At 60.0% G+C, this 23,183-nt stretch carries 21 protein-coding genes; 16 read left to right on the top strand and 5 right to left on the bottom strand.

The genetic code is table 11. The features are described from left to right. Positions 1–279 precede the first annotated feature (279 nt). Positions 280–690 (top strand): hypothetical protein, encoded by a 411-nt coding sequence (locus F4V54_RS04795; RefSeq protein WP_150386415.1) that lies wholly within the window; start codon positions 280–282, stop codon positions 688–690. Here the strand turns inward: F4V54_RS04795 and F4V54_RS04800 are convergent. From F4V54_RS04800 to F4V54_RS04815, 4 genes are all read right to left on the bottom strand, one after another. Beyond that, positions 687–1,385, bottom strand: a complete 699-nt coding sequence (locus F4V54_RS04800) for a CPBP family intramembrane glutamic endopeptidase (protein WP_170253107.1) — start codon at positions 1,383–1,385, stop codon at positions 687–689. The two genes, F4V54_RS04795 and F4V54_RS04800, sit on opposite strands and share 4 nt — an antisense overlap. A gap of 266 nt (positions 1,386–1,651) precedes the next feature. Further along, a complete protein-coding gene (locus F4V54_RS04805; protein WP_150386417.1) occupies positions 1,652–2,290 on the bottom strand; it encodes a LutC/YkgG family protein in 639 nt (212 codons plus the stop codon). Next, entirely contained in the window at positions 2,290–3,795 is a 1,506-nt protein-coding gene (locus F4V54_RS04810; protein WP_150386436.1) for a LutB/LldF family L-lactate oxidation iron-sulfur protein, read from the bottom strand. Before F4V54_RS04810 ends, F4V54_RS04805 begins: the two co-directional genes overlap by 1 nt. Positions 3,796–3,818: 23 nt before the next feature. Beyond that, positions 3,819–4,604 (bottom strand): (Fe-S)-binding protein, encoded by a 786-nt coding sequence (locus F4V54_RS04815; protein WP_150386418.1) that lies wholly within the window; start codon positions 4,602–4,604, stop codon positions 3,819–3,821. Between the two features lie 169 nt (positions 4,605–4,773). Here F4V54_RS04815 and argS point away from each other — a divergent pair, with 169 nt between their 5' ends. The 4 genes from argS to thrB are packed head-to-tail and all read left to right on the top strand — an operon-like array spanning position 4,774 to position 10,217. Then, on the top strand, positions 4,774–6,441 hold the full coding sequence (gene argS, locus F4V54_RS04820; RefSeq protein ID WP_150386419.1) for an arginine--tRNA ligase: 1,668 nt from the start codon (positions 4,774–4,776) through the stop codon (positions 6,439–6,441). Between the two features lie 57 nt (positions 6,442–6,498). Continuing rightward, positions 6,499–7,845: a diaminopimelate decarboxylase gene (gene lysA / locus F4V54_RS04825; protein WP_052092842.1), complete on the top strand. Its 1,347-nt coding sequence runs from the start codon at positions 6,499–6,501 to the stop codon at positions 7,843–7,845. 54 nt (positions 7,846–7,899) lie between these two features. Continuing rightward, a complete protein-coding gene (locus F4V54_RS04830) occupies positions 7,900–9,252 on the top strand; it encodes a homoserine dehydrogenase (RefSeq protein WP_211359465.1) in 1,353 nt (450 codons plus the stop codon). A 35-nt stretch (positions 9,253–9,287) separates the two neighbouring features. Further along, on the top strand, positions 9,288–10,217 hold the full coding sequence (thrB, locus tag F4V54_RS04835; RefSeq protein WP_150386420.1) for a homoserine kinase: 930 nt from the start codon (positions 9,288–9,290) through the stop codon (positions 10,215–10,217). A 3-nt stretch (positions 10,218–10,220) separates the two neighbouring features. Here thrB and F4V54_RS04840 read toward each other — a convergent pair whose 3' ends face one another. Next, complete coding sequence (locus tag F4V54_RS04840; protein ID WP_150386421.1) at positions 10,221–12,044, bottom strand: long-chain fatty-acid--CoA ligase; 1,824 nt, start codon at positions 12,042–12,044, stop codon at positions 10,221–10,223. A gap of 334 nt (positions 12,045–12,378) precedes the next feature. On the opposite strand from F4V54_RS04840, the gene rho reads away from it, so the two are divergent. The 11 genes from rho (at position 12,379) to atpA (ending at position 23,127) form a co-directional block, all read left to right on the top strand. Beyond that, the gene (gene rho, locus F4V54_RS04845; RefSeq protein ID WP_150386422.1) at positions 12,379–14,178 is read left to right on the top strand and encodes a transcription termination factor Rho; all 1,800 of its coding nucleotides are present in this window, start codon (positions 12,379–12,381) and stop codon (positions 14,176–14,178) included. Then, positions 14,179–15,258: a peptide chain release factor 1 gene (prfA, locus tag F4V54_RS04850; protein ID WP_150386423.1), complete on the top strand. Its 1,080-nt coding sequence runs from the start codon at positions 14,179–14,181 to the stop codon at positions 15,256–15,258. Then, positions 15,224–16,168, top strand: coding sequence for a peptide chain release factor N(5)-glutamine methyltransferase (gene prmC, locus F4V54_RS04855; RefSeq protein ID WP_150386424.1), 945 nt, complete (start codon positions 15,224–15,226; stop codon positions 16,166–16,168). The genes prfA and prmC overlap by 35 nt, the downstream gene beginning before the upstream one ends. Before the next feature lie 17 nt (positions 16,169–16,185). Continuing rightward, entirely contained in the window at positions 16,186–16,851 is a 666-nt protein-coding gene (locus tag F4V54_RS04860) for an L-threonylcarbamoyladenylate synthase (protein ID WP_102723758.1), read from the top strand. Positions 16,852–16,854: 3 nt separating this feature from the next. Further along, positions 16,855–18,003: a glycosyltransferase family 4 protein gene (locus F4V54_RS04865; RefSeq protein ID WP_150386425.1), complete on the top strand. Its 1,149-nt coding sequence runs from the start codon at positions 16,855–16,857 to the stop codon at positions 18,001–18,003. 11 nt (positions 18,004–18,014) lie between these two features. Beyond that, a complete protein-coding gene (locus F4V54_RS04870; RefSeq protein WP_150386426.1) occupies positions 18,015–18,452 on the top strand; it encodes a Cg1360 family ATP-synthase-associated protein in 438 nt (145 codons plus the stop codon). A gap of 354 nt (positions 18,453–18,806) precedes the next feature. Then, positions 18,807–19,604 (top strand): F0F1 ATP synthase subunit A, encoded by a 798-nt coding sequence (gene atpB, locus F4V54_RS04875; protein ID WP_034664080.1) that lies wholly within the window; start codon positions 18,807–18,809, stop codon positions 19,602–19,604. 108 nt (positions 19,605–19,712) lie between these two features. Beyond that, positions 19,713–19,955 (top strand): ATP synthase F0 subunit C, encoded by a 243-nt coding sequence (locus F4V54_RS04880; protein ID WP_034664082.1) that lies wholly within the window; start codon positions 19,713–19,715, stop codon positions 19,953–19,955. 53 nt (positions 19,956–20,008) lie between these two features. Further along, positions 20,009–20,590: a F0F1 ATP synthase subunit B gene (locus F4V54_RS04885; protein ID WP_034664083.1), complete on the top strand. Its 582-nt coding sequence runs from the start codon at positions 20,009–20,011 to the stop codon at positions 20,588–20,590. Between the two features lie 8 nt (positions 20,591–20,598). Next, the gene (locus tag F4V54_RS04890; RefSeq protein ID WP_102723763.1) at positions 20,599–21,438 is read left to right on the top strand and encodes a F0F1 ATP synthase subunit delta; all 840 of its coding nucleotides are present in this window, start codon (positions 20,599–20,601) and stop codon (positions 21,436–21,438) included. Between the two features lie 9 nt (positions 21,439–21,447). Beyond that, the gene (gene atpA, locus F4V54_RS04895; protein WP_102723764.1) at positions 21,448–23,127 is read left to right on the top strand and encodes a F0F1 ATP synthase subunit alpha; all 1,680 of its coding nucleotides are present in this window, start codon (positions 21,448–21,450) and stop codon (positions 23,125–23,127) included. The last annotated feature ends 56 nt before the right edge of the window (positions 23,128–23,183 follow it).

A 23,183-nucleotide genomic window follows, 5' to 3' on the forward strand; every position in this document is an offset into this window, starting at 1 on the left:
TGTTTTCGTAGAGGGCCACAGCATCACGTTTGAACTGTTCGGAGTACCTAGGCATGGTGGTAGATTACCTTTCTTCTCAACCCAACTGGGCTGGATATCAGGTGTCTACCTAACGGGGGTCAGGTCCCGGACCACTCTTCGGGCAACTCGACAGAGATGCGTCTCCCTTGGGCACGCTGGGTCCCTCTGCTGGTGGATTAGGAAAAGGGAAATGAGGTGGGAGAGGAGTGTCTCGTTTTCCGGACGAGCAAAGGTTAACTAGCGGTTAAACTTTGGGCCATGAAACCACGAGCGACTATTGGCGCGCTGCTCGCCGGTGCTGTGGGCATTCCGGTGCTGACGGTGCTGCTGAATCTTCTCATCAATGACCCTGAATACTGGTCGGTGATGGATGCGGTTGTGATGGCGGTGGGGGCGTCGTTAGCAACGGCATGGGTCGCTGTCTTGAGCATGTACCTTTTCTTGCGATCACGCCGGACCTCAGGAAGCGGGGGTGTTGTGGCGACCACGGAGGTGGGGGCAGCAATGCTGCTTCTCGGGTTTGGTTCAACAGCGCTTGCCTCGTGGGAAGAAGTAGCGGCCGGGCAGGCGCTGCCCATTATCAACCTATTCATCTTCTTCATCCCACTGGGTCTCATCCTGGTGGCCGTTGCGTTCCTCATCGCGTTGACACGCAAGGAGCGCAGTTAGCTGCCAAACATTACTGTGATTTGGACGAGCACGTTGTTACACATGTGCAAGATGAATCCTGCCCACAATGAGCGGTGCCACCGGGTGACCAAGGCGAGGGAAACACCGACGAAGAACGCGTAGATGATAGCGGGTGGTGCAATGTGGGCGAGGCCGAAGACGAGAGATGACAGTATTACGCTGGCAGCTGCGGGCATGATCCGGTCCAGGTAGCCCATGATCAGGCGACGGAAAACAACCTCTTCAAGGAACGGGCCGATGAGCAGGTACGCGCCCAAGGTGAACAACACCAATGCGGTGCCTGAACCCATCGTGTCCGTACGTCCGTCCCCCTCAATGCCAAAAAGCGTGCCGACGATCGACGTACACACCAGCGCACCCAAAATGCCCGCGGGGACCTGCCACACTAAGTGCCATCCTCGTATGCCAAGCGGACGAAACCCGAGGGGAAGACCACGGCGCTTGCAATACACCACCACAAAGAGCGTGGCGAAGACCAGTGCGAACACGATGAGTGCAGGCAGGAGGACTTTGATTCCAGCGCCGCCGCTCACGTCACGAAGGCCAAAGGCAGAGCCGATGAAAAGTGCATAAGCAGCCAGCATCGCCGCGATACCCACGAGCATGTCTCTGAGCTGCGGTTGGACGGTGAGGGGATCGGTTCGTGCAAGGTCTGTGGCGGGAGGTGTGCTCATTGTGCTGAGTCTAGTGTCCGCGGAGATTTGCTGTTCCCAGGAAACATGGAGAAAAAATTGATGGAACAAGCATCTGTTCATCATTGCTCTACATGGTTAATGTCCCATACTTAATAGTGCGCGCGTGAGAAGCGCGGCACGGGAAAATGACAGCAAATCGGCCCGCATCCCTCCAAACGGAAGGTGCGGGCCGATTTGTATTGCAACCGACTCCCCGGAGTGGGGCGCACGTCCTGGGAGTCGCGGGGTCGGAGGCCTTAAGGCGTTTAGTCCACCACGAACACGATCAAATCTCGGGGACCGTGGACGCCTTCGACACGGACGAGCTCGATATCAGAGGTGGCCGACGGCCCGGATATAAGCGTGGTGGGTAGCTCCGGGTCAAGCTTGGCAAACATTTCTGGAACGCCATAGACCACGGAGTCCATGTGCACGATGCACAGGTGGCGGTCGGGGACCAGGCTCAGCGCACGGCGGCCGCACTTGCCGGCACCGGCCTCAGACTGGAGGCAGATGGTGCCGGTCTGAGCAGACGTGACTACGGAGCTGGTGACCACGGCGTCGACATCATTGAGCGTTCGCGGATCGACGGTGACGCCGTCGGGGAGGGCGGTGCCGTCGAAAAGCGCAAAGAGGGCGCTGTCCAAACCTTGGGCGTAGCGGACCTCGTGGGCGTTGTGTTCTTGAAGGACAGAAGCGATCGCCTCAGCAAGATCGGCAGAGCTGACCTCTTTGACGGTGGCTTTGTAGTCCACAAGGCGGCCCACGAGCATCTTGCGCAGCTCATCACGGTTGAGCGGTGACTCAGTGCGGTATTCGCGGATCGGCTCAACGCTGGTGGGGGAATGAGACAGCTGGTGGGCGTTGCGGATGCGGGTGAGGATCTCCTCTTTAGCGGTAGCCATTAGTTCTGCTCCTCCTTGTGTGAGGGGATGCCTTCGGCGCGGGCATTCGCAAGCAACTGCTGTGCTTCGTCGGAAGCGAACCACTGGCGGAAGGACTTCTTGGGTGGCACGGCCACGTCGCGGTAATTGGTCCAGGCGGAGACAGGTGGGGGCATTTTGTCGATGACACCGTTGAACCCACCGAGAACGCGCCCGAGGGCGACCATGCGCACGGCCTTGTCCCAGAGCGTGGAGTGGCCCCACACCTGGGCGATGGTGGCAAACATGGCTCCTTCCACCAGTGGGCGGTGGTTTTCTACTTTCTGGTGGCGCATCTCCAGCAGGACGTCGGTGATGGGGATCTTGACGGGGCAGACTTCATCGCAACGCCCACAGAGGGAGGATGCGTAGGGCAGGGAAGCGGTGACGTCGTCGGCGGAGTCCATTCCGGCGAGTTGCGGGGTGAGGATCGCACCGATCGGGCCCGGGTAGACCGAACCATAAGCGTGGCCGCCGGCGCGCTCGTAGACCGGGCAGACGTTGAGGCAGGCGGAGCAGCGGATGCACTTGAGTGTTTCACGGCCGATCTTGTTGGACAGGGCAGCGGTGCGACCGTTGTCCACGAGCACAATGTGGAAGTCCTGTGGGCCGTCATTTTCAGTCACGCCGGACCAGATGGAGGTGTACGGGTTCATGCGCTCGCCTGTGGAGGATCGCGGGAGCAACTGCATAAACACCCCGAGATCCTCGTACTTGGGCAAGATCTTCTCAATACCCATGACAGTAATAAGAGTTTCTGGAAGCGTCAGACACATACGGCCGTTGCCTTCGGATTCCACGATGGAGACGGAACCGGTCTCTGCGATACCGAAGTTGCAGCCGGAGATAGCCACCTTGGCCTTCATGAACTGCTCGCGCAGGAAGGTGCGGGAGGCCTCTGCCAGATCAGCGGGTTCGGAGGTGAGATCCGCTGGCGCACCGGGCATGTTTGCGGTGAAGATATCGCGGATCTCGGCCCGGTTGCGGTGGATGGCGGGGACGACGATGTGGGAGGGAAAGTCATCACCAAGCTGCACGATGAGCTCCGCCAGGTCGGTCTCGCGGGCGTGGATGCCGTTGGCCTCCAGGACGTCATTAAGTGCGATCTCCTGGGTGGCCATGGACTTGATCTTCACAACATCGGTTTCACCGGTCTGCTTGATCAGGTCCGTGACAATCTGGGAGGCCTCTTTGGCGTCGCGTGCCCAGTGGACATGGCCGCCACGCTTGGTCACGTTCTCCTCGAATTGCTCGAGCAGCTCCGGCAAGCGGGCGAGGGTATCGCGCTTGATGGTGGAACCAGCCTCGCGCAATGCTTGCCAGTCGTCGAGTTCGTTCACAACACCCTGGCGCTTGAGACGAATCTGGGTGGTGGCGTAGTTGAGATTGTGGCGCTGAGTGGAGTTGTTCAGCTCCGTCTTGGCATTCTTGGGAAATTTGTCATGCTCGCGAAAATGCCCCAGATCACGCGGTGCGTGCGGTGGCATCGTGGGGGTGCCTAATCCGACCTTCACAGCATCTTCTCCTTCGTGTACGCAGCGGATTCTGGTGTCCAGGGGTGCTCGCGAGTGGATGCGAGGATCTCCGCGATGTGGATGGCGCGGATGCCGGTGTGCTGGCGCGACATAGCGCCACCAATATTCATCAGGCAGGAGGAGTCACCCGCGGTGACGTATTCCGCTTGCGTGTCCTTGATGTGGCGTACTTTGTCGGAAACCATCGCAGCCGATACATCGGAATTTTTTAGGGCAAAGGTGCCACCAAAACCGCAGCACTCTTCGACGTTTTCCAGATCGACCAGCTCCAGACCGTCGACGGCTTTCAACAGATCAGTTGGGCGGTCGCCGACTTTAATGAAGCGCCGGGAATGGCACGTGGAGTGGTACGTCACGCGGTGAGGGAAGAATGCCCCCACGTCCGTGGTGTCCATGACATCGACGATGAACTCTGAAAGATCAAGCGTCTTCTTCGTGGTTTTCTTCGTCCCATCCACGAGTGCAGGAGTGCCGTACCGTTCCGCGATACGCGTGTGCTGCTCGCGCACGGCGCCCGTGCAGGAACCGGATGGGGTGACTACGTAATCAATGGAATCGTCCGCGAAAGCATCCACGTAGTTCTCAATGATCGGTACCGTTTCTCGCTGGTAACCGGTGTTGATGTGCATCTGCCCGCAGCAAGTTTGCTCCGGCGGAAACACCACCTCACATCCAAGACGGGACAACACTAAAGCCGCCGCCTTGTGCGCATCAGGGAAAAGCGCATCCCCGATGCACGTACTAAAAAGCGCTACACGCACCGCTGGCTCCTTTCTGGGTCGCTTCTGGCCAGCTGTCCCCAGCTGCGCCGAGACGGAATCAGGCAACCGTCCCACAAACGCGACGCTACTCCTCATCCCGCGCGGATGCGCGCAATGCGGACGGCCCCGCTTGGTATCGTGCCGGCAAGCTCCTTTAAACTTGGCCTCCATGACCCCAGCTGACCTTGCCACTACCGTTCGTACTGTCACCCTTGAAGCTCTCGCCGGGCGTGACCTGCCGGATGGCGCCACTCCAGAATCGATCGTTCCCGCAACCGTGACCGTGGAACGTCCACGTAATCCGGAACACGGTGATTACGCCACGAACGTGGCTTTGCAGGTGGCTAAGAAGGCAGGAATGAATCCCCGTGAGCTCGCGCAATTGCTTGTTAGCGGCCTTGTGGACAACCCCGCTATCGACTCCGCCGAGATCGCTGGCCCGGGCTTTATCAATCTGCGCCTGGGCGCTGCAGCCACCGGTGGCATCGTGGCCAACATCCTGGAACAAGGGGAGCGCTTCGGTTCCTCTGACCTGTACAGCGGTGAGAAGGTCAACCTTGAATTCGTCTCCGCGAACCCGACTGGACCCATCCATCTGGGTGGGACCCGCTGGGCAGCCGTGGGTGATTCGCTAGGTCGCGTGCTGGAATTTTCTGGTGCTGAGGTGACCCGCGAGTACTATTTCAACGATCACGGTGGCCAGATCGACCGCTTTGCACGTTCCCTCGTGGCAGCGGCCAAGGGTGAACCGACGCCTGAGGATGGCTACGGCGGGGAATATATTCAGGAGATTGCACAAGAGATCGTCGATAAGCATCCTGATGCTTTGGCATGCGATGCTGACACTGTGCAGGAAACCTTCCGTGCTGAGGGTGTGGAGCAGATGTTTGAGCAGATCAAGTCCTCGCTGCACGAGTTTGGCACGGATTTTGATGTGTTCTTCCACGAGAACTCCCTGTTCGAGTCTGGTGCTGTTGAGCGCGCGATCCAGACCTTGAAAGACAACGGCAACCTCTACGAGTCTGAGGGGGCCTGGTGGCTGCGTTCCACGGACTTTGGGGATGACAAGGACCGTGTGGTGATCAAGTCTGACGGCGATGCCGCGTACATCGCTGGTGATATTGCCTATGTGGCAGACAAGTTTGACCGTGGGCACACGCTGGCGATTTACATGCTGGGTGCGGATCACCACGGCTACATCGCGCGTCTCCGCGCGGCGGCTCAGGCACTGGGCTACGACCCGAAGGCCGTGGAAGTACTCATCGGCCAGATGGTCAACCTCGTGCGCGACGGCAAGCCGGTGAAGATGTCCAAGCGTGCTGGCACGGTGATTACTCTCGACGATCTGGTGGATCTCATCGGCCGCGACGCGGCACGCTACTCGCTCGTGCGTTCCTCGGTGGACTCGACGCTGGACATTGACCTGGACCTGTGGGAGAAGCAGTCCAACGACAACCCGGTGTACTACGTGCAGTACGGGCACACCCGTCTGGCATCGATTCGGCGCAAGGCTGCGGAGGCCAATGTGTCCGCGGAAGGTGCGGATCTGGCGCTGCTGACCCATGAGAAGGAAGGCGACCTCATCCGTACCCTTGGCGAGTTCCCGGCTGTGGTGAAGGCTGCTGCTGAACTGCGTGAGCCACACCGCATCGCGCGGTACGCAGAGGAGCTGGCCAGTGTCTTCCACAAGTTCTACGATGCCTGCCAGATCCTGCCTAAGGTAGGTGAGAACCCGGAGCCGATTCACTCTGCACGCCTTGCTCTGGCAGCTGCGTCCCGCCAGGTTCTAGCCAACGCGCTCGGGTTGCTTGGCATCAGTGCGCCCGAAAGGATGTAAGCCATGCTCGATCCCGTTTTGAACACCGCGAATCTCTCGCGCGATGACCTGCTGCGCATGCGCCACCAAGAGGCTGGCTGCTTCAACGACCTGCCCGCTCACGTGTGGCCGCGCAACGCCAAGCGCGAGGACGACGGCTCGGTGTCCATCGCGGGTGTCAAGCTTTCAGACATCGCTGCGGAATACGGCACGCCCGTGATGGTGGTGGACGAAGAGGACTTCCGCTCCCGCTGCCGCGACATGGCGCAGGCCTACCGAGAGCCGAAGAACGTCCATTATGCGTCGAAGGCGTTTTTGACCACGCGCATTGCTCGCTGGGTGGAGGAGGAAGGTCTCTCCCTCGACGTGGCTAGTGAGAATGAGCTTCTTATCGCCCTGGCTGCGGACTTCCCGGCGGAGCGCATCACCGTGCACGGGAACAACAAGTCTGAGTCCTTCCTGCGTACCTGCGTTACCCGAGGCGTGGGGCACGTGGTGGTGGATTCCCACCAGGAACTGGACAACTTAGACCGCATCGCCGGTGAGGAGGGTGCCACCCAGGACGTATTCATCCGTGTGAAGCCCGGTGTGGAGGCGCATACGCACGAATTCATTGCTACGAGCCATGAGGACCAGAAGTTCGGTTTGTCCCTCGTATCTGGTTCTGCTTTCCGCGCTGTCCAGACGGCCCACCATGCGAAGAACCTGGCGCTCACTGGCCTGCACTGCCACGTGGGCTCCCAGGTTTTCGACGCGGAGGGCTTCAAATTGGCCGCATCCCGCGTGCTGGGCCTGTACGCCAAGATCTACCGCGAGTTGGGCCTGCAGCTGGACTACCTGGACCTCGGTGGCGGCTACGGCATCGCATATACCGTGGACGAGCAGCCGCTTGACGTTTCCGCTGTGGCACAGGATTTGTTGCGTGCCGTTGATGAGGCAGCAGGGGAGTTGGGTATCACTCCGCCAACCGTCATCGTGGAGCCTGGCCGCGCGATTGCCGGCCCAGCCGCTGTCACCGTGTACTCGGTGGGCACCGTCAAGGATGTCCATGTGACAGATGACGCTACCCGCCGTTACATCGCTGTGGATGGTGGGATGAGCGATAATATTCGTACCGCTTTGTATGGCGCGGAGTATGACGCGCGAGTGGTCAACCGCCTCACTGAGGGTGTTCCGCATCCGACGCGCCTGGTTGGCTCCCACTGCGAATCCGGCGACATCTTGATCAATAATGCCCTCTGGCCAGACGATATTGTGCCGGGGGATCTCATCGCCCTGGCAGCGACCGGTGCCTACTGCTACTCCATGGCGTCCAACTACAACTGCTTTGGCCGTCCCGCTGTGGTCAGTGTGAAGGAAGGCACCGTGACGCCCATGGTGCGCCGAGAGACAGTGGAAGACATACTCGCTAGGGAATCTTTGTAGAATCGTAGGGCATTGCTGTCCACCCGTCCATCGTTTCAACGACACAGGAGAACCATGACTGCGCTGAGCGCCGAAGGCAGGAACGGAAATTACCCCGGCAAAGGCATTGGGCAACCAGTTGGAGTTGCTCTGCTTGGCATGGGAACCGTGGGTACAGAGGTCTTGCGTCTGATTAATGATTTCTCCTCAAACCTGGAGAACCGCATCGGCGGCCCGATCGACGTCCGTGGCGTTGCGGTCTCTGACCTGAGCAAGAAGCGTGAGGTGCTCGATAATTTCCCGGATATCACGCTCACCGATAACGCACGCGAGCTGATTGACCGCGACGATATCGACGTCGTTGTTGAGGTCATCGGTGGCATTGACTACCCGCGTGAGCTCGTGCTCGCCGCACTCAAGGCCGGCAAGTCCGTCGTCACCGCGAACAAGGCGCTCATCGCCGCGCATGCGGATGAGCTTTCGGACGCCGCTAATGAGGCTGGCGTTGACCTCTATTACGAGGCAGCCGTTGCCGCCGCGATCCCCGTCGTGGGTATGCTGCGCCGCTCCCTGGCCGGTGACCAGGTCCAGCGCATCTCCGGCATTGTCAACGGTACGACCAACTTCATCCTTGACGCCATGGCTTCCACCGGTATGGGCTACGACGAGGCTCTAGCTGAAGCAACGCGCCTGGGCTACGCAGAAGCTGATCCGACCGCGGATGTGGAGGGCCACGATGCTGCATCCAAGGCCGCGATTTTGGCTTCCATGGGCTTCCACACTCGCGTGACCTACGACGATGTGCACGCCGAGGGCATCACCAACATCACCGCCGAGGACATCGAGGCAGCAAAGGCCGCCGGCTTCACCATCAAGCTGCTCGCTATTTGCGAGAGGCTTGTTGACGACGCAGGGGTCACCTCCGTCTCCGCCCGCGTCCACCCGACGCTGGTGCCGAATGAGCATCCGCTTGCAACCGTCGACAAGTCTTACAACGCTGTCTTCGTGGAAGCGGAAGCCGCTGGCCGCCTGATGTTCTACGGCAATGGCGCTGGTGGCGCTCCGACCGCATCCGCTGTGCTCGGCGACCTGGTGGGAGCAGCCCGCAACAAGATCCACGGCGGCCGCGCACCGGCTGAGAACCCGTACGCGAACTACCCGGTGGCTGATTTCGGTGATGTGCCCACGCGTTACCACATCGACATGTCTGTGGCGGACCGTCCGGGCGTCCTCGCGGAGATCTCTCGCCGCTTTGCTGCACAGAACATCTCCATCTCCGCTGTGCGCCAGGAGGAATCTGGCGATGATTCCCGCCTCATCGTGGTCACCCACTCCTCGCTGGAGCGCAAGCTCGCCGGGATCGTGGATGAACTGCGTGAGATTGACGAGGTCAAGGCGATCAACTCTGTGATCCGCCTCGACTCTTAAGTCCTCAACAGCTGCGTGAACCGGAAGGACTAATAGTGAGCATCGACCTTGAAGTAGGCCTGCGCGCCCGCGTCACCGTGCCTGGCAGTACCGCCAACTTGGGCCCCGGCTTTGACACCCTCGGTCTCGCCGTGGGCATCTACGACACCGTGGAAGTGGAAGTCACAGATTCCGGTCTTGAGGTGGAGATCTTCGGCGAGGGCGCCAATGAACTTCCACGCGATTCCTCCCACCTCGTTGTCAAGGCGATCAACTCAGCCCTGCATGCCGCCGATGCTCACGCACCGGGATTGAAAGTGACGTGCACCAACAACATCCCGCAGTCCCGTGGCTTGGGGTCTTCCGCCTCCGCCGCTGTTGCCGGTGTCATCGCCGGCAATACCCTCGCCGGGAGCCCATTGAGCACCGATGACGTGATTCAGCTCAGTTCCGCATTTGAGGGCCACCCGGATAACGCTGCCGCCAGCGTCGTTGGTGGGGCAGTGGTGTCCTGGACGGATATCCCCGTCGATGGTGTGTCCCAGCCGGTTTACCGCGCTGTGCCCCTGACCGTGCACCCGGACATCAAGGCCACCGCGCTGGTTCCTAACTTCCACGCGTCGACGAATGCCGTGCGCAAGGTACTGCCCTCGCATGTCACGCATACCGACGCGCGCTTTAACGTCTCCCGCACCGCCGTGATGACAGTGGCCATTCAGACCCACCCAGAATTCCTCTGGGAGGGCACCCGTGACCGCCTGCACCAGCCATATCGCGCTGACGTTCTGCCCGTCACCGCTGAGTGGGTCAACCGCCTGCGCAACCGTGGCTACGCCGCGTTCTTGTCCGGCGCCGGCCCCACCGCGATGGTGCTATCCACTGAGCCGATCGAGCCGAAGATCCTCGAGTCTGCGCGTGAGGATGGTCTGCGCGTCCTCGAACTGGACATTGCCGGGCCGGCGACAGCGGAGCTGCTGCGAGCGTAAGCCCTAGTCGTCGTCCTGGTCCGGGTCGGGGACCGGGATGGTGTCTTCACTGGTGTCGTCACCACTGTTCCCATCATCGGCAGAATGAACTGCCGCTGATGGTTCATCAGCGGGACGGGTGCCGGGCCCGGGGAGAGTGAGGATGTCGAATTCATCTTTGGCCAGATGCTCGCGCAGGTCGATCTTGTCAAACTTGCCCACAGAGGTTTTGTCGATGGAGGGGACAAACGTCCAGTACTCCGGCGCCATCCAGGTGGGCAGCTCCTGCTGAAGGTCTGAGCGGAGCTTCTTAGCCAGCTCGATGGATGGTGGCACATCGGCGTGCAACACGGTGACAGCGAGGGGGCGTTCGCCCCACTTCTTGTCGGGGTAGCCGATGACGGCGCACTCAACCACCTCGTCGGCCTCCATGATGAGGTTTTCCAGCTGGGCGGAGTAGATCCACTCGCCGCCAGAACGGATGACGTCGCGGGAGCGGTCATACAACGTCATAAACCCGTCGGAGGTCACCGTGCCCACATCACCGGTGCGAAGCCAGCCATCGGCGGTGAAGAACTCATCATCCTCGGTGACTTCCTTGCCGCGGAACACCGAGGCGTACTCCTGAGTTTCAGCATTTGTAGGGTGGTAGTAGGAGTCGGCAACCATGTTGCCGCGAACCTGGATCTCACCATCACTCCGGTCAGAACCGGAGACGATCTGGCCGTCATTGACCACGCGGTAATCCAACCAGGGAGCAAAACGGCCCTGGGACACGCGGTAAGCCCAGCGGCGCTCGCCGCCGGCACCTGAAGGTGGGCGGGCAACGGTGCCCACGGTGGACGTTTCTGTCATGCCCCAGACGTGCACTACGTCCACACCGTAGCGTTCCTCCCACACTTTGATGAGGGCAGGTGGGGCAGGGGAGCCACCCACGTAAATCTCCGTGAGAGACATGCGCTCGGGTGGATTGTGCAGGTAGTAGACCATGAGCTGAATCCACAAGGTAGGCACGCCGTGGGCCACGCGCGGGTGAGTGCCGGCGATGAGCTTGGCCAAAGTGGGTGCAGACACATCGGAATCCGGCAAGACCAGCGGGGTGCCCGCCAAAAAGGCGGTGAACGGCACACCCCAGCTGAGCACGTGGTAGATCGGGATGCAGCACAAGAAGGACTCACCGTGAGTAATGGCCAGGGAGTCAGTTGCCCTCAAGCTCATAGCAGTCAGCCAGACAGAGCGGTGGGAGTAGGCCACGCCTTTGGGGGCGCCCGTCGTAGCTGTCGAATAGCAGATTGCCGCCGCAGTGTTCTCTGGCAGTTCGGGCCAATCGTAGAGGGTGGAACGGCCGTCGAGAAGCGCTTCGTAGCTGCGTACAGACACTGAATCCGGCAGCTCCTCCGCGAGCGGTGCGACTGGTTTTGTCCCGGTGAAACAGACCACCCGTACCTTCGGGCACTTCGGTAAAATGCGCGCCAGCTTCGAGCTCAAGCGTGGATCCGCCACCAGAACCTCCATCTCGGAGTGGTTGATGATGTAGGTGATCTGGTCCTCCAGTAGCTGCATATTCAGCGGAACGAAAACCGACCCTTTGGCGGCGACGGAGAACATCACTTCCAAATGCTCCGCACAGTTATACATGAGCGAACCCACGCGCTGATCAGCATTAATGCCTAAAGTGTCGTTCAAAGCATGAGCAAACGCGGCGGCGCGGGACCCGATAGCCCCAAAAGTGGTTTCCTCCGCGGTGCCCGTGCGCCACGTGGTCACCTTCGTAGTGGAGTGCACTGTGGAGCCATAACTTAAAATTCGGCCGACGGAAAAAGGCACTTCCTGCATGGTGGCGAGCATGCCCACAACTCTAGCGTGACCTTTTTGCGCGGGGCATTCCACCGCACCGTGGTTTCGTGGTCTACAATGTGCCATTAGATCGCGACCGTGGTGGATCTACACACGGTCAGGGGCGTTTTCCGATTTGTCTGCGCCGCGCCGCATCCACCAAACTTTTTAAAACCGTACCGTGTTCAACCACGGCGATGCGTTTGTGCGAGTCCGATCTAACGTGCATCACCTTCTTTGACGCTGGGCCGTCGCGCTAGGCGTTGTCCACGATCAGTCGGGAGGGTAGGGGACGTTCACGCCGCGCGAAAATACACGCGACGGACGACATGATGAAAGGACATCCGTGACCGATACGGGTAATGCCGCGAGCCAAGACCTCGCATCGCTGAAGCTGCCAGAGCTGCGCAAGATCGCAGCCGAAAAAGGCCTTAGGGGGACCTCAGCCCTGCGCAAAGGTGAACTGATTCAGGCCATCACCACCGGCTCTGTGCCACAGCGTGCACGTCAGCGCGCCAGTGAGCAGGCCGCCGCTGAGAACACGCCGGCCAAGGACAGCCACGCGAAGAAGTCTCAGGACCAGACTGAGCAGCCAGATCAGAAGGATCAAAAGGATCAGGTCCAGGAGAAGGACGACCAGCGCTATGAGTCACGCTCTGCTGCCCGCCGCGCCCGCCGTAATCGCGCGAAGCATGCAGAGCAGGAGCAAGGAGACAACTCCGAGAGCTTTTCGCGTAACGACGATCGCTCGGACCGCGACGACCGCGAAAACAACGACGATCATGGTGATCATCGCGAAGGCCGTGACAACCGTGATAACCGTGGTGGTCGGAATAATCGTGACAACCGTGACAACCGCGATGGTGACGGCAATGGTCGCCGGGGCCGCCGAGGCCGCCGTAACCGCCGCAACCGTGACAACCACAGCGGTGGCAACAACAACCACAACAATGGCCAGGACTTTGATCCGGAGGATCTGCAGGAAGTCGCCGGCATCGTGGACATCGTGGATAACAATGCAGCGTTTGTTCGCACCACCGGTTACCGGGCTAATCAGGCCGACGTGTTTATCAATAACAACCTGGTGCGCCGCTGTGGCCTGCGCGCCGGTGACGCGGTGATTGGTCAGGTTCGTGCAAACGGCCAGGGCCACTCCCACGGAAACGGCCGTAACCGCCAGCGCTACAACCAGCTGGTGCGTGTGGATTCCATTAACGGAATGACCGTGGAGGATGCGAAGCAGCGCCCCGAATTCCACAAGCTCACACCGCTGTACCCAAACCAGCGCCTTCGTTTGGAAACGGAACCGAACATCCTGACCACGCGTGTGATCGACTTGGTCATGCCGATTGGTAAGGGGCAGCGTGCGCTCATCGTTTCCCCGCCGAAGGCTGGTAAGACCACGATTCTGCAAAACATTGCTAATGCGATCGCGCAGAACAACCCGGAGTGCTACCTCATGGTTGTGCTTGTGGATGAGCGCCCGGAGGAAGTCACCGACATGCAGCGCTCTGTCAAGGGTGAGGTCATTGCTTCTACCTTCGACCGCCCGCCGAGCGAGCACACCGCCGTTGCGGAGCTGGCTATTGAGCGTGCGAAGCGTTTGGTGGAGATGGGGCAGGACGTTGTGGTTCTGTTGGATTCCATCACCCGCCTGGGGCGTGCGTACAACAACTCCTCGCCGGCATCCGGCCGCATCCTGTCCGGCGGTGTGGACTCCAATGCGCTGTACCCGCCGAAGCGTTTCTTGGGTGCAGCCCGCAACATCGAGGACGGCGGCTCGCTGACCATCATCGCTACGGCCATGGTGGAGACCGGTTCCGCTGGTGACACCGTGATCTTCGAGGAGTTCAAGGGCACCGGTAACGCTGAGCTCAAGCTCGACCGCAAGATCGCTGAGCGTCGAGTGTTCCCAGCCGTGGACGTTAACCCGTCCGGCACCCGCAAGGATGAGTTGCTGCTCGCCCCGGAGGAGGCTCGCGTTATGCACAAGCTGCGCCGCATCCTCTCCGCGCTGGACCCACAGGCCGCGATTGATCTGCTGATCAAACAGTTGAAGAAGACCAAGAACAACGGTGAGTTCCTCGTTGGTGTTGCGCAGTCTGCGCCCATGGCCGCTGATGTGGACACGGAGGAGTACCAGTAAATGGCCGGATCACACGTATCACTCGTTGATGACTATGTGTCTGAGTATCAGGGCATCCAAGCCCAGATGTCGGACCCAGAGGTTGTCGGCGACCAGGACTTGTTCCGCAAGCTGTCTAAGCGTTATGCGCAGCTGCAGCCGATTATCAACGTGAACAATGACCTCAACCAGGCCCGCGAGGACCATGAGGCCGCTGAGGAAATGGCCTCTGAGGACAAGGAGTTCGCCGAGGAGGCTACCCGCCTTGAAGGTGAGATTGTCCGCCTGGAGGAGGAGTTGGCGGATCTGCTTGCTCCACGCGATGAGCATGATCCGGATGACGTGATCATGGAGATCAAGGCCGGCGCCGGTGGGGAAGAAGCTGCACTGTTCGCAGCCGACCTTGCCCGCATGTACCAGAAGTACGCCGAGAAGCACGGCCTGAGCTGGGATGTCTTGGATGTCGCCGAATCTGATCTGGGTGGGGTGAAAGACATGACGGTGTCTGTGACCATGAAGAATCCTTCGCGCGATGGCGCGTGGTCCATGCTGAAGTTCGAAGGTGGCGTGCACCGAGTGCAGCGCATCCCCGTGACGGAATCTCAGGGCCGCATTCAAACGTCTGCAGCTGGTGTCTATGTCTTCCCGGAGACCGAAGAGGTCGGTGATGTTCAGATCGATGAGAAGGATCTTCGCGTCGATGTTTACCGTTCCTCCGGTAAGGGTGGCCAGGGCGTGAACACGACGGACTCCGCTGTGCGTATTACCCACCTGCCCACGGGCATTGTGGTGACCTGTCAAAAGGAGCGTTCGCAGATTCAAAACCGTGCGCGCGCGATGCAGGTTCTGCAGGCTCGCCTCGAGCAGATCGAGCGTGAGAAGGCCGAGGCGGAAGCAGCTGAAGGTCGTGCTTCGCAGGTGCGCAACATGGACCGCTCCGAGCGCATCCGTACCTACAATTGGCCCGAGAACCGCATCTCGGATCACCGCATTGGTTTTAAAGCCAACAACCTTGACTCCGTGCTCGATGGCAACATGGATGACCTGATCACAGCTCTGCAGACGCATGAGCGCCAGGAGCGACTCGAGGCGGAGCACTAATCCTGTGCGCTGGAACTCACCCGAGCTCGCATCGCTTATCGACGATGCCCGGCGCCGCTTCATCCACTCCGGCATCGCCTCCCCCGACGTTGACGCGACCTTGATTGCCGCAGCGCTTTTGGGGGAGTCCTCCCATTTGGCCTTGCGTTTCTATTCCCCGGACCAGATTCCAGATTCCTTCCCGGCTGAGTTTTACGAAGCCGTGGAACGACGTGAGAAGCGTGAGCCACTGCAGCACATCGTAGGTTCTGCACCCTTTGGCATCTTGGACCTCACCGTTGGCCCTGGCGTGTTCATTCCGCGCCCGGAAACGGAAGTGCTCGCCGAATGGGCGGTGACGGAGTTTGAGAAGCTCAGGGTGACCGACGAGAACCAGGCGTTTGAATCCATCATCGTGGATTTGGGTACGGGTTCTGGTGCGTTGGCTATCTACATTGACCAGCGTGTGCAGGCCGATGAGGTGATCGGCGTAGATCTTTCCCCTGTCGCCGTCGCTGCTGCGCAAAAGAATGCAAACGAGCATGGCGCTGCTGTGCGCATCATCGAGGGCGATATGACGGACCCAGACCTGCTGAGCGAGTACTCCGGGCGCGTGGCCATGGTCGTGTCTAACCCGCCTTATGTGCCCTATGTTCCGCGGGAAGCAGGCTTGCTTCCTGCGGAGATTTACCACGATCCGGAGACCGCGGTGTTCTCTGGCGCAGACGGTATGGATGCGATACGCGGCCTCATTCCGGTTGCGGCACGTCTGCTCATGCCTGGTGGGTTGCTAGGGATTGAGCATGATGATTCGACGGCGACGGTGACGCGGGAACTCGTCGAAAGGCAGGGCTGCTTTGAACACGTCCGCAACGTGAAAGACCTCACTGGACGGGACAGGTTTGTCACTGCGAGTAAGGTACAACCCTAAAAGGAGGAACACCGCCGATGCCGAGCAGAGTGTATGACTGCCTGGACCCACAGGGCCGCAAGGAAGGGATTGAAGCCGCAGCAACCGCCGTTAAGGCTGGTCAATGCGTGGTGATGCCCACCGATACCGTGTATGGAATTGGCGCGGACGCATTCAACCCGGATGCTTGCGCCAAGTTGCTAGCCACGAAGCGCCGTGGCCCTGATATGCCGATTCCCGTTCTCGTTGGTTCTTGGACGACGATTCAGGGTTTGGTGCGTGAGTTCACGGACACCGCGAAAACACTCGTCGAGGCGTTTTGGCCTGGTGGCCTGTCCATCGTCGTGCCGGAAGCGCCGTCGTTGCCATGGAATTTGGGCGACACCCGCGGCACCGTCCTTCTACGCATGCCGCTTCAGCCGGTTGCTATCGAGCTGCTGCGTGAAGTCGGCCCGATGGCTGTGTCGAGCGCAAACATCTCCGGCCAACCACCCGCTGTCACCGCAGTGGGTGCGCGCAATCAGTTCGGTGAAGCCGTGCAAACCTACCTTGATGGCGGCCAAGCCGAGGTGGGGGAGCCCTCCACCATCATTGACATCTCCGGGCCACGACCGGTGATTTTGCGTGAAGGTGCCATTTCCCCGGAGCGCATCAGTGAAGTGCTGGGTGTTGACCCGGAGGATCTGCGGCGGAAGGACCGCTAACCCATGACGGGAACCGGCGTCCCCCTGCGTGAGCTGGGTTTGGTCATTCTGGTTGCGGCCGTGATCACTTACCTAACTACCGGCCCCGTGCGCTCGTACCTCGTGCGCACCGGCCGGGTCGCAGAGATCCGCGCGCGCGACGTACACACGCAACCCACCCCCAGTATGGGTGGCGTGGCTATGATCACTGGCTTTTTGTCAGCCGTCTTTCTGGCGATGCAGCTGCCCGCGCTCACCCGCGGATTCGCGCCCGTCACGCCGGAAATGACTGCGGTGGTCGTGGGGGCTTTTCTCATCGTCGTCGTGGGTATTATTGACGACCTCTATGAGCTCGGCGCCCTGGCCAAATTCGCCGGGCAGGTTTTAGCAGCCCTCACCGTCTCCGTGATGGGCCTGTCCTACAACATCATCTTTTTGCCTATCGACGGCGGCACTACCCTCATCCTCGACCGCACCCAAGGCATCATTCTGTCTACGCTCATCACAGTGACCTTGGTGAATGCTTTCAACTTTGTCGACGGCATAGACGGGCTCTGCGCCGGCCTCGGACTCATCGCCGGTGGCGCGATCTTGCTGTTCTCCCTGACGTTGCTGCATGACCAAGGTGGGGCAGTGTCCGCGTACCCGCCAGCCATCATCTGCGCGGGCATGGTGGGCATGTGCGCCGGTATCCTGCCGCACAACTTTGAACCGGCCCGAATATTCATGGGTGATACCGGCGCCATGCTCATTGGCTTGCTGTTGTCCGCTGCCTCTATCTCGGCTTCCGGCAAGATCAACATGGCCCTCTACGGCACTGCCGACTTTGTGGCGTTGATCAGCCCCTTCATTGTCGTCATGGCGGCTATTGCACTGCCAGTGGCTGATCTCGTCATGGCCGTGGTCCGTCGTGTATCCAAAGGTAAGAGCCCATTTTCCGCTGACCGTCAGCACATTCACCACCGGCTGCTCGCGCTCGGGCATACTCACCGTCGAACCGTCCTCGTGTTGTATATGTGGGTCTCTGCCATCGGCTTTGGCACCGTGAGTTTCTCCATCGTCCCTGCTCGCTACGCCGTGTTGTTGCTCATGGTGGCGGTTCTGCTCGCAGCAGCAGCCACGGCCGTTCCGGTAATTCAGGGCAAGATCGGTCCCGTCAGCACAAATGAGTAGAATCTGTGCCCGTGACTTCCGCAACCACCCCCACATCCGAACCCGCCGAGTTTGATGACCCTCAGGCCCCCCTCAAGCGAGCCCTTAAACTCGGTGGTTGGGCACTTGTGTTGCTCACCATTGTCTCCCTGGCTATCTGGGGAGGAATGCGCGACCTCCCCGGTATCTGGGGTGTTCTTATTGGTGCCGCAATCGGTGGAGGATTCGTCCTACTTACCGTGATTTCGGTGTTGGCCACAGCGAATACGTCGCCAAGCACCACGATGGCTGTTGTGCTTGGGAGCTGGATGCTCAAGCTCATCGTTTTGATCGTGGTGCTTTTTGTGCTGCGCGGCATGGACTTCTACGACACTGCCGCGTTAGGTGTCACGGTGATCCTCGCGCTCATCGTGGTTTTGGGGTCCGAAGTGTGGGGGATCATGACCACGCGGGCCACCTACGTGGGGTAGGGGGCACGCCCCATCTACTATCCCCCTGTTTGAGTCCTGTGACTGAGCTAACAAACCCCTATAACCTGCCTTAACAGGCAACAATGAGAGGATGCCCACTTTCGGGTGCGACAAGCTCCCCCCAACATGCCCGATTATGTCGAACGACTGATAGGCTAATCGCGGGTTAGAAGGAGAGAGCTACACCTTTTGGGGTTATCCGCCCGCTTCTTCTAGATCATCCCCTGCACCGCGGTAGCTGATGTGCGACGGAGTCCGCCGCGGAAGGCAGATTTTGAAGACGTCCATCGCACCGCACATGAAAACTGTGCGGCCCGAGAACGGGAGAGAACGCTGAGCGTTGTAACTTTGGCCATGAAGGGTAGCTTCCACGCACCCGAACTGGACCCAGAATTTTTCCCGGGGCAATACTACGGCCAAATGCTGGGGGAGGACTTCCTCGGCGGTTGGTTCGCGCTGGACCGCATCATGATCGTGCGTCTCATCATGGCGCTCATCCTTGTGGTTCTTTTTGCAATCGCCTTCCGGAACCCCAAGTTGGTTCCTTCCGGCCTGCAAAACCTTGGTGAGGTCGCAGTGGACTTCGTCCGCCTGCACATCGCTGAGGACATCTTGGGCAAGAAGGAGGGTCGTCGATTCCTTCCGGTTATCGCCACGATCTTCTTCACAGTGCTCTTCATGAACGTGGCTACGATCATTCCGGGCCTGAACATATCGCCTAGCTCCCGTATCGGTCTTCCGATCGTGCTGGCAGTGGTCGGGTACTTCACCATGATCTACGCGGGCGCAGCCCGTCACGGCTTCGGCAAATACGTGAAGCACTCACTCGTGATTCCTAACTTGCCTCCGGCGCTCCACCTCCTGGTGGTGCCGATCGAGTTTTTCTCGACATTCATTTTGCGACCGGTCACCCTGGCTCTTCGTCTTATGGCGAACTTCCTGGCTGGCCACATCATTCTCGTCCTGCTGTACTCTGCCACGAACTTCTTCTTCTGGCAGCTGAACGCCTGGACGGCACTGAGTGGCATGACCCTCATCGCAGCGATCCTGTTCACCCTGTACGAGTTGATTGTTATCTTCCTGCAGGCGTACATCTTCGCCCTCCTGGTCGCGGTGTACATCGAGCTGTCGTTGCACGCAGATTCGCACTAGTCAGGCGCGAACTGACTGACACTGGCCAACTGAATAACCCCACAAACACTTCGTCACCGCTCGGACCTTGACTTAAGGGCCGAGCACCAAGAAAGGGAACGACTTTCCATGAACGAGATCATCCTCGCCCAGGCAGCAGAAGCTACCAAGTACACCGGCCTCGGCACTATCGGTTACGGCATCGCAACCATCGGCCCGGGCCTTGGCATCGGCATCCTCGTCGGCAAGACCGTCGAGGGCATGGCACGTCAGCCGGAGATGGCTGGCCAGCTGCGTACCACCATGTTCCTGGGTATCGCCTTCGTCGAGGCACTGGCCCTCATCGGCCTGGTCGCTGGCTTCCTGTTCTAAAGAAACTCCTTAACCCAGAAGTTTCATAAAACCATTTAGATCAGGAGCACCGCATGACGAACGTCATCTACCTACTTGCAGCCGAGGGGGCAGAGCAGTTGCCGCTTGAGGGCGGAAACTCCATCCTGCTGCCGAAGGCTTACGACATCGTCTGGTCTCTCGTCGTCTTCCTCGTTATCTTCCTGCTCTTCTGGAAGTTTGTGCTTCCAAAGTTCCAGGAGGTGCTCGCGGAGCGCGAAGACAAGATCAAGGGCGGTATCGAGCGGGCTGAGACCGCACAAGCACAGGCCAAGGCTGCTCTGGAAAAGAACAACGCTCAACTCGCTGAGGCACGCGCCGAAGCTGCTGAGATCCGCGAAGCTGCCCGTCAAAAGGGCAAGGAAATCGAAGCAGAGGCGCGCGTCAAGGCTGAAGAAGAGTCCCGTCGCATTGTCGAATCCGGTGAGAAGCAGCTGCTGGCCTCGCGTGAGCAGGTCGTCGCAGAGCTTCGCAATGAGCTGGGCCAGAACTCCATCAACCTCGCTGAGGAACTCCTCGGCGCTGAGTTGTCGGATTCCACCCGCCGCTCCAACACCATCGACAACTTCCTGAGCCAGCTGGACACCGTGTCCGCACGCTCGGCCACCCGGAAGTGAGGGCGTCGATGAGAGCAGCGAGCCGCGAAGCACTGTCGAATGTTGCGCAGAAGCTGGACGCGTTCATCCGCGACACCGACAGCGCTGACACCGTTTCCGTAGCAGCCCAGATCGGCACCGAGCTGTTCCTTGTCGTGGACCAGCTTGAAAAGGACCGCACTCTGCGCGTTGCCGTTGCTGATTCTTCCCTCGCAGAAGAGCAGCGCACCGGGATCATCAGTGAGGTTTTCGGCGGTAAAGTCGCCGAGCCAACCCTGAACATCCTGCGTGAAGCAGCAGCACAGGTATGGTCCACGCCACGCGAGTTCCGTGCAGGACTCGTGCACCTGGGCCGTCGCGCACTTCTGCGCGGCGCAGAGAGCGAAGGCAAGTTGGAAACTGTCGAAGGAGAACTCTTCGCACTTTCCCGCCTCCTCGAGCGCGAAAGCGAACTCACCCAGCTGCTGTCCGACCGCACCGCCACCGCAGACCAGAAGCGATCCCTTCTGGCCAACGTGCTCTACGGCAAGGTGTCCATGTACACCGAAGCCCTGGCACTTCAGGTGGTGGGACGTCCCGAGAAGAACCCGGTCGACGATATTGCGGGCATCTCCCGCGAATCGGCCGAGTTGACCGGCAAGACTGTCGCAGAGGTCACCTCTGCTGCGAAACTTTCCGCTTCTCAGCGCGACGTACTGGCAGAAAAGCTAGGCAAGATTTACGGCCGCGAGATGGCTATCCACACTGAGGTTGACCCCAGCCTCCTCGGCGGTGTGACCATCCGCGTTGGCGACGAGCAGATTGACGGCTCCACGCGAGGCAAGCTTGCCCGCCTGCGTGCCGACATGGCTGCCAACACGGCTTACTAGAACAAAAATATGCTGGAAGAAACTACCGAGAGCAGGAAGAACATGGCGGAGCTGACGATCTCCTCCGATGAGATCCGTAGCGCGATAGCGAACTACACCTCGAGCTACTCCGCGGAGGCCTCCCGTGAGGAGGTCGGCGCGGTGACGTCGGCTGCAGATGGTATTGCCCAGGTTTCAGGGCTGCCGGGCTGCATGACCAACGAGCTGCTTGAGTTCCCGAATGGCGTCATCGGCGTCGCTCAGAACCTTGAGACCGACTCCATTGGTGTCGTGGTCCTGGGTAATTTTGAGACGATTTCCGAGGGCGACAAAGTTGTGAGGACCGGCGAGGTCCTGTCCATCCCGGTTGGGGATAACTTCCTCGGCCGCGTGATCAACCCCCTGGGTCAGCCGATCGACGGCTTGGGCCCGATCGAGTCCGACGAAGAGCGTGTGCTGGAGCTTCAGGCCGCAGGCGTGCTTGACCGTCAGCCGGTCGAAGAACCAATGCAGACTGGCATTAAGGCTATCGACGCAATGACCCCGATCGGCCGTGGCCAGCGCCAGCTGATCATTGGTGACCGTAAGACGGGTAAGACCGCGGTCTGCATTGACACCATCCTTAACCAGAAGGCTTTCTGGGAGACCGGCGACAAGACCAAGCAGGTCCGTTGTATTTACGTCGCCATCGGCCAGAAGGGCTCGACCATCGCAGGTGTGCGCCGCACCCTCGAGGAAAACGGCGCCCTGGAGTACACCACCATCGTGGCTGCTCCGGCCTCCGATTCCGCAGGCTTCAAGTGGCTTGCACCGTTCGCCGGTGCAGCTCTGGGCCAGCACTGGATGTACCAGGGCAACCACGTCCTGGTTATCTACGATGACCTGACCAAGCAGGCTGAGGCATACCGCGCCATCTCGCTGCTGCTGCGTCGCCCGCCGGGCCGCGAGGCTTACCCGGGTGACGTCTTCTACCTGCACTCCCGTCTGCTGGAGCGTGCAGCGAAGCTGAACGACGAGCTGGGTGCAGGCTCTCTGACCGCGCTCCCGATCATCGAGACCAAGGCGAATGACGTCGGTGCTTTCATTCCGACCAACGTCATCTCGATTACGGACGGTCAGTGCTTCCTCCAGTCCGATCTCTTCAATCAGGGTGTGCGCCCTGCTATTGACGTGGGTATCTCCGTGTCCCGTGTTGGTGGCGCCGCGCAGACGAAGGGCATGAAGAAGGTCGCAGGTAACCTGCGTCTGGATCTGGCCGCATACCGCGACCTCGAGTCCTTCGCAGCGTTCGCCTCTGACCTGGATGATGCGTCCAAGCGTCAGCTTGAGCGTGGCCAGCGCCTTGTCGAGCTGCTGAAGCAGTCTGAAAACTCGCCGCAGCCGGTGGAGTTCCAGATCATCTCCATCTTCCTCGCTAACGAGGGCGTCTTCGACTCCGTTCCCGTCGCGGACGTTCGCCGTTACGAGGCAGAGCTCCACGAGTTCATCCGTGCCGAGGCCCCCGAAGTCTATGCACAGATCGACGGTGGTGCAGCGCTTTCCGACGAGTCCCAGGAGACCCTGCGTCGCGTCAACGAGCGCTTCGCTGCTTCCTTCCAGACCTCTGACGATGAGCACATCGTGCGCGAGCCGGAAGCTGAGGCTTTGGAGTCCGATGAGGTGTCCAAGAACCAGCTCACCATTTCTCGCAAGTCGCAGAAGCGTGCTTAACCGGGCACAAACCGGTTAACACGGAAGTTGACACTTTGAAAAGAAACGACTTAAGA

It is taken from the genome of Corynebacterium tuscaniense (assembly GCF_008693065.1).
Lineage (GTDB): Bacteria > Actinomycetota > Actinomycetes > Mycobacteriales > Mycobacteriaceae > Corynebacterium > Corynebacterium tuscaniense.

Coding starts and splice junctions, on each gene's coding strand:
- F4V54_RS04795 (WP_150386415.1), top strand. CDS start 280: ATGAAACCACGAGCGACTATTGGCGCGCTGCTCGCCGGTGCTGTGGGC.
- F4V54_RS04800 (WP_170253107.1), bottom strand. CDS start 1,385: ATGAGCACACCTCCCGCCACAGACCTTGCACGAACCGATCCCCTCACC.
- F4V54_RS04805 (WP_150386417.1), bottom strand. CDS start 2,290: ATGGCTACCGCTAAAGAGGAGATCCTCACCCGCATCCGCAACGCCCAC.
- F4V54_RS04810 (WP_150386436.1), bottom strand. CDS start 3,795: ATGCCACCGCACGCACCGCGTGATCTGGGGCATTTTCGCGAGCATGAC.
- argS (WP_150386419.1), top strand. CDS start 4,774: ATGACCCCAGCTGACCTTGCCACTACCGTTCGTACTGTCACCCTTGAA.
- lysA (WP_052092842.1), top strand. CDS start 6,499: ATGCGCCACCAAGAGGCTGGCTGCTTCAACGACCTGCCCGCTCACGTG.
- F4V54_RS04830 (WP_211359465.1), top strand. CDS start 7,900: ATGACTGCGCTGAGCGCCGAAGGCAGGAACGGAAATTACCCCGGCAAA.
- F4V54_RS04840 (WP_150386421.1), bottom strand. CDS start 12,044: ATGCTCGCCACCATGCAGGAAGTGCCTTTTTCCGTCGGCCGAATTTTA.
- prfA (WP_150386423.1), top strand. CDS start 14,179: ATGGCCGGATCACACGTATCACTCGTTGATGACTATGTGTCTGAGTAT.
- prmC (WP_150386424.1), top strand. CDS start 15,224: ATGAGCGCCAGGAGCGACTCGAGGCGGAGCACTAATCCTGTGCGCTGG.
- F4V54_RS04860 (WP_102723758.1), top strand. CDS start 16,186: ATGCCGAGCAGAGTGTATGACTGCCTGGACCCACAGGGCCGCAAGGAA.
- F4V54_RS04865 (WP_150386425.1), top strand. CDS start 16,855: ATGACGGGAACCGGCGTCCCCCTGCGTGAGCTGGGTTTGGTCATTCTG.
- atpB (WP_034664080.1), top strand. CDS start 18,807: ATGAAGGGTAGCTTCCACGCACCCGAACTGGACCCAGAATTTTTCCCG.
- F4V54_RS04880 (WP_034664082.1), top strand. CDS start 19,713: ATGAACGAGATCATCCTCGCCCAGGCAGCAGAAGCTACCAAGTACACC.
- F4V54_RS04885 (WP_034664083.1), top strand. CDS start 20,009: ATGACGAACGTCATCTACCTACTTGCAGCCGAGGGGGCAGAGCAGTTG.
- F4V54_RS04890 (WP_102723763.1), top strand. CDS start 20,599: ATGAGAGCAGCGAGCCGCGAAGCACTGTCGAATGTTGCGCAGAAGCTG.
- atpA (WP_102723764.1), top strand. CDS start 21,448: ATGCTGGAAGAAACTACCGAGAGCAGGAAGAACATGGCGGAGCTGACG.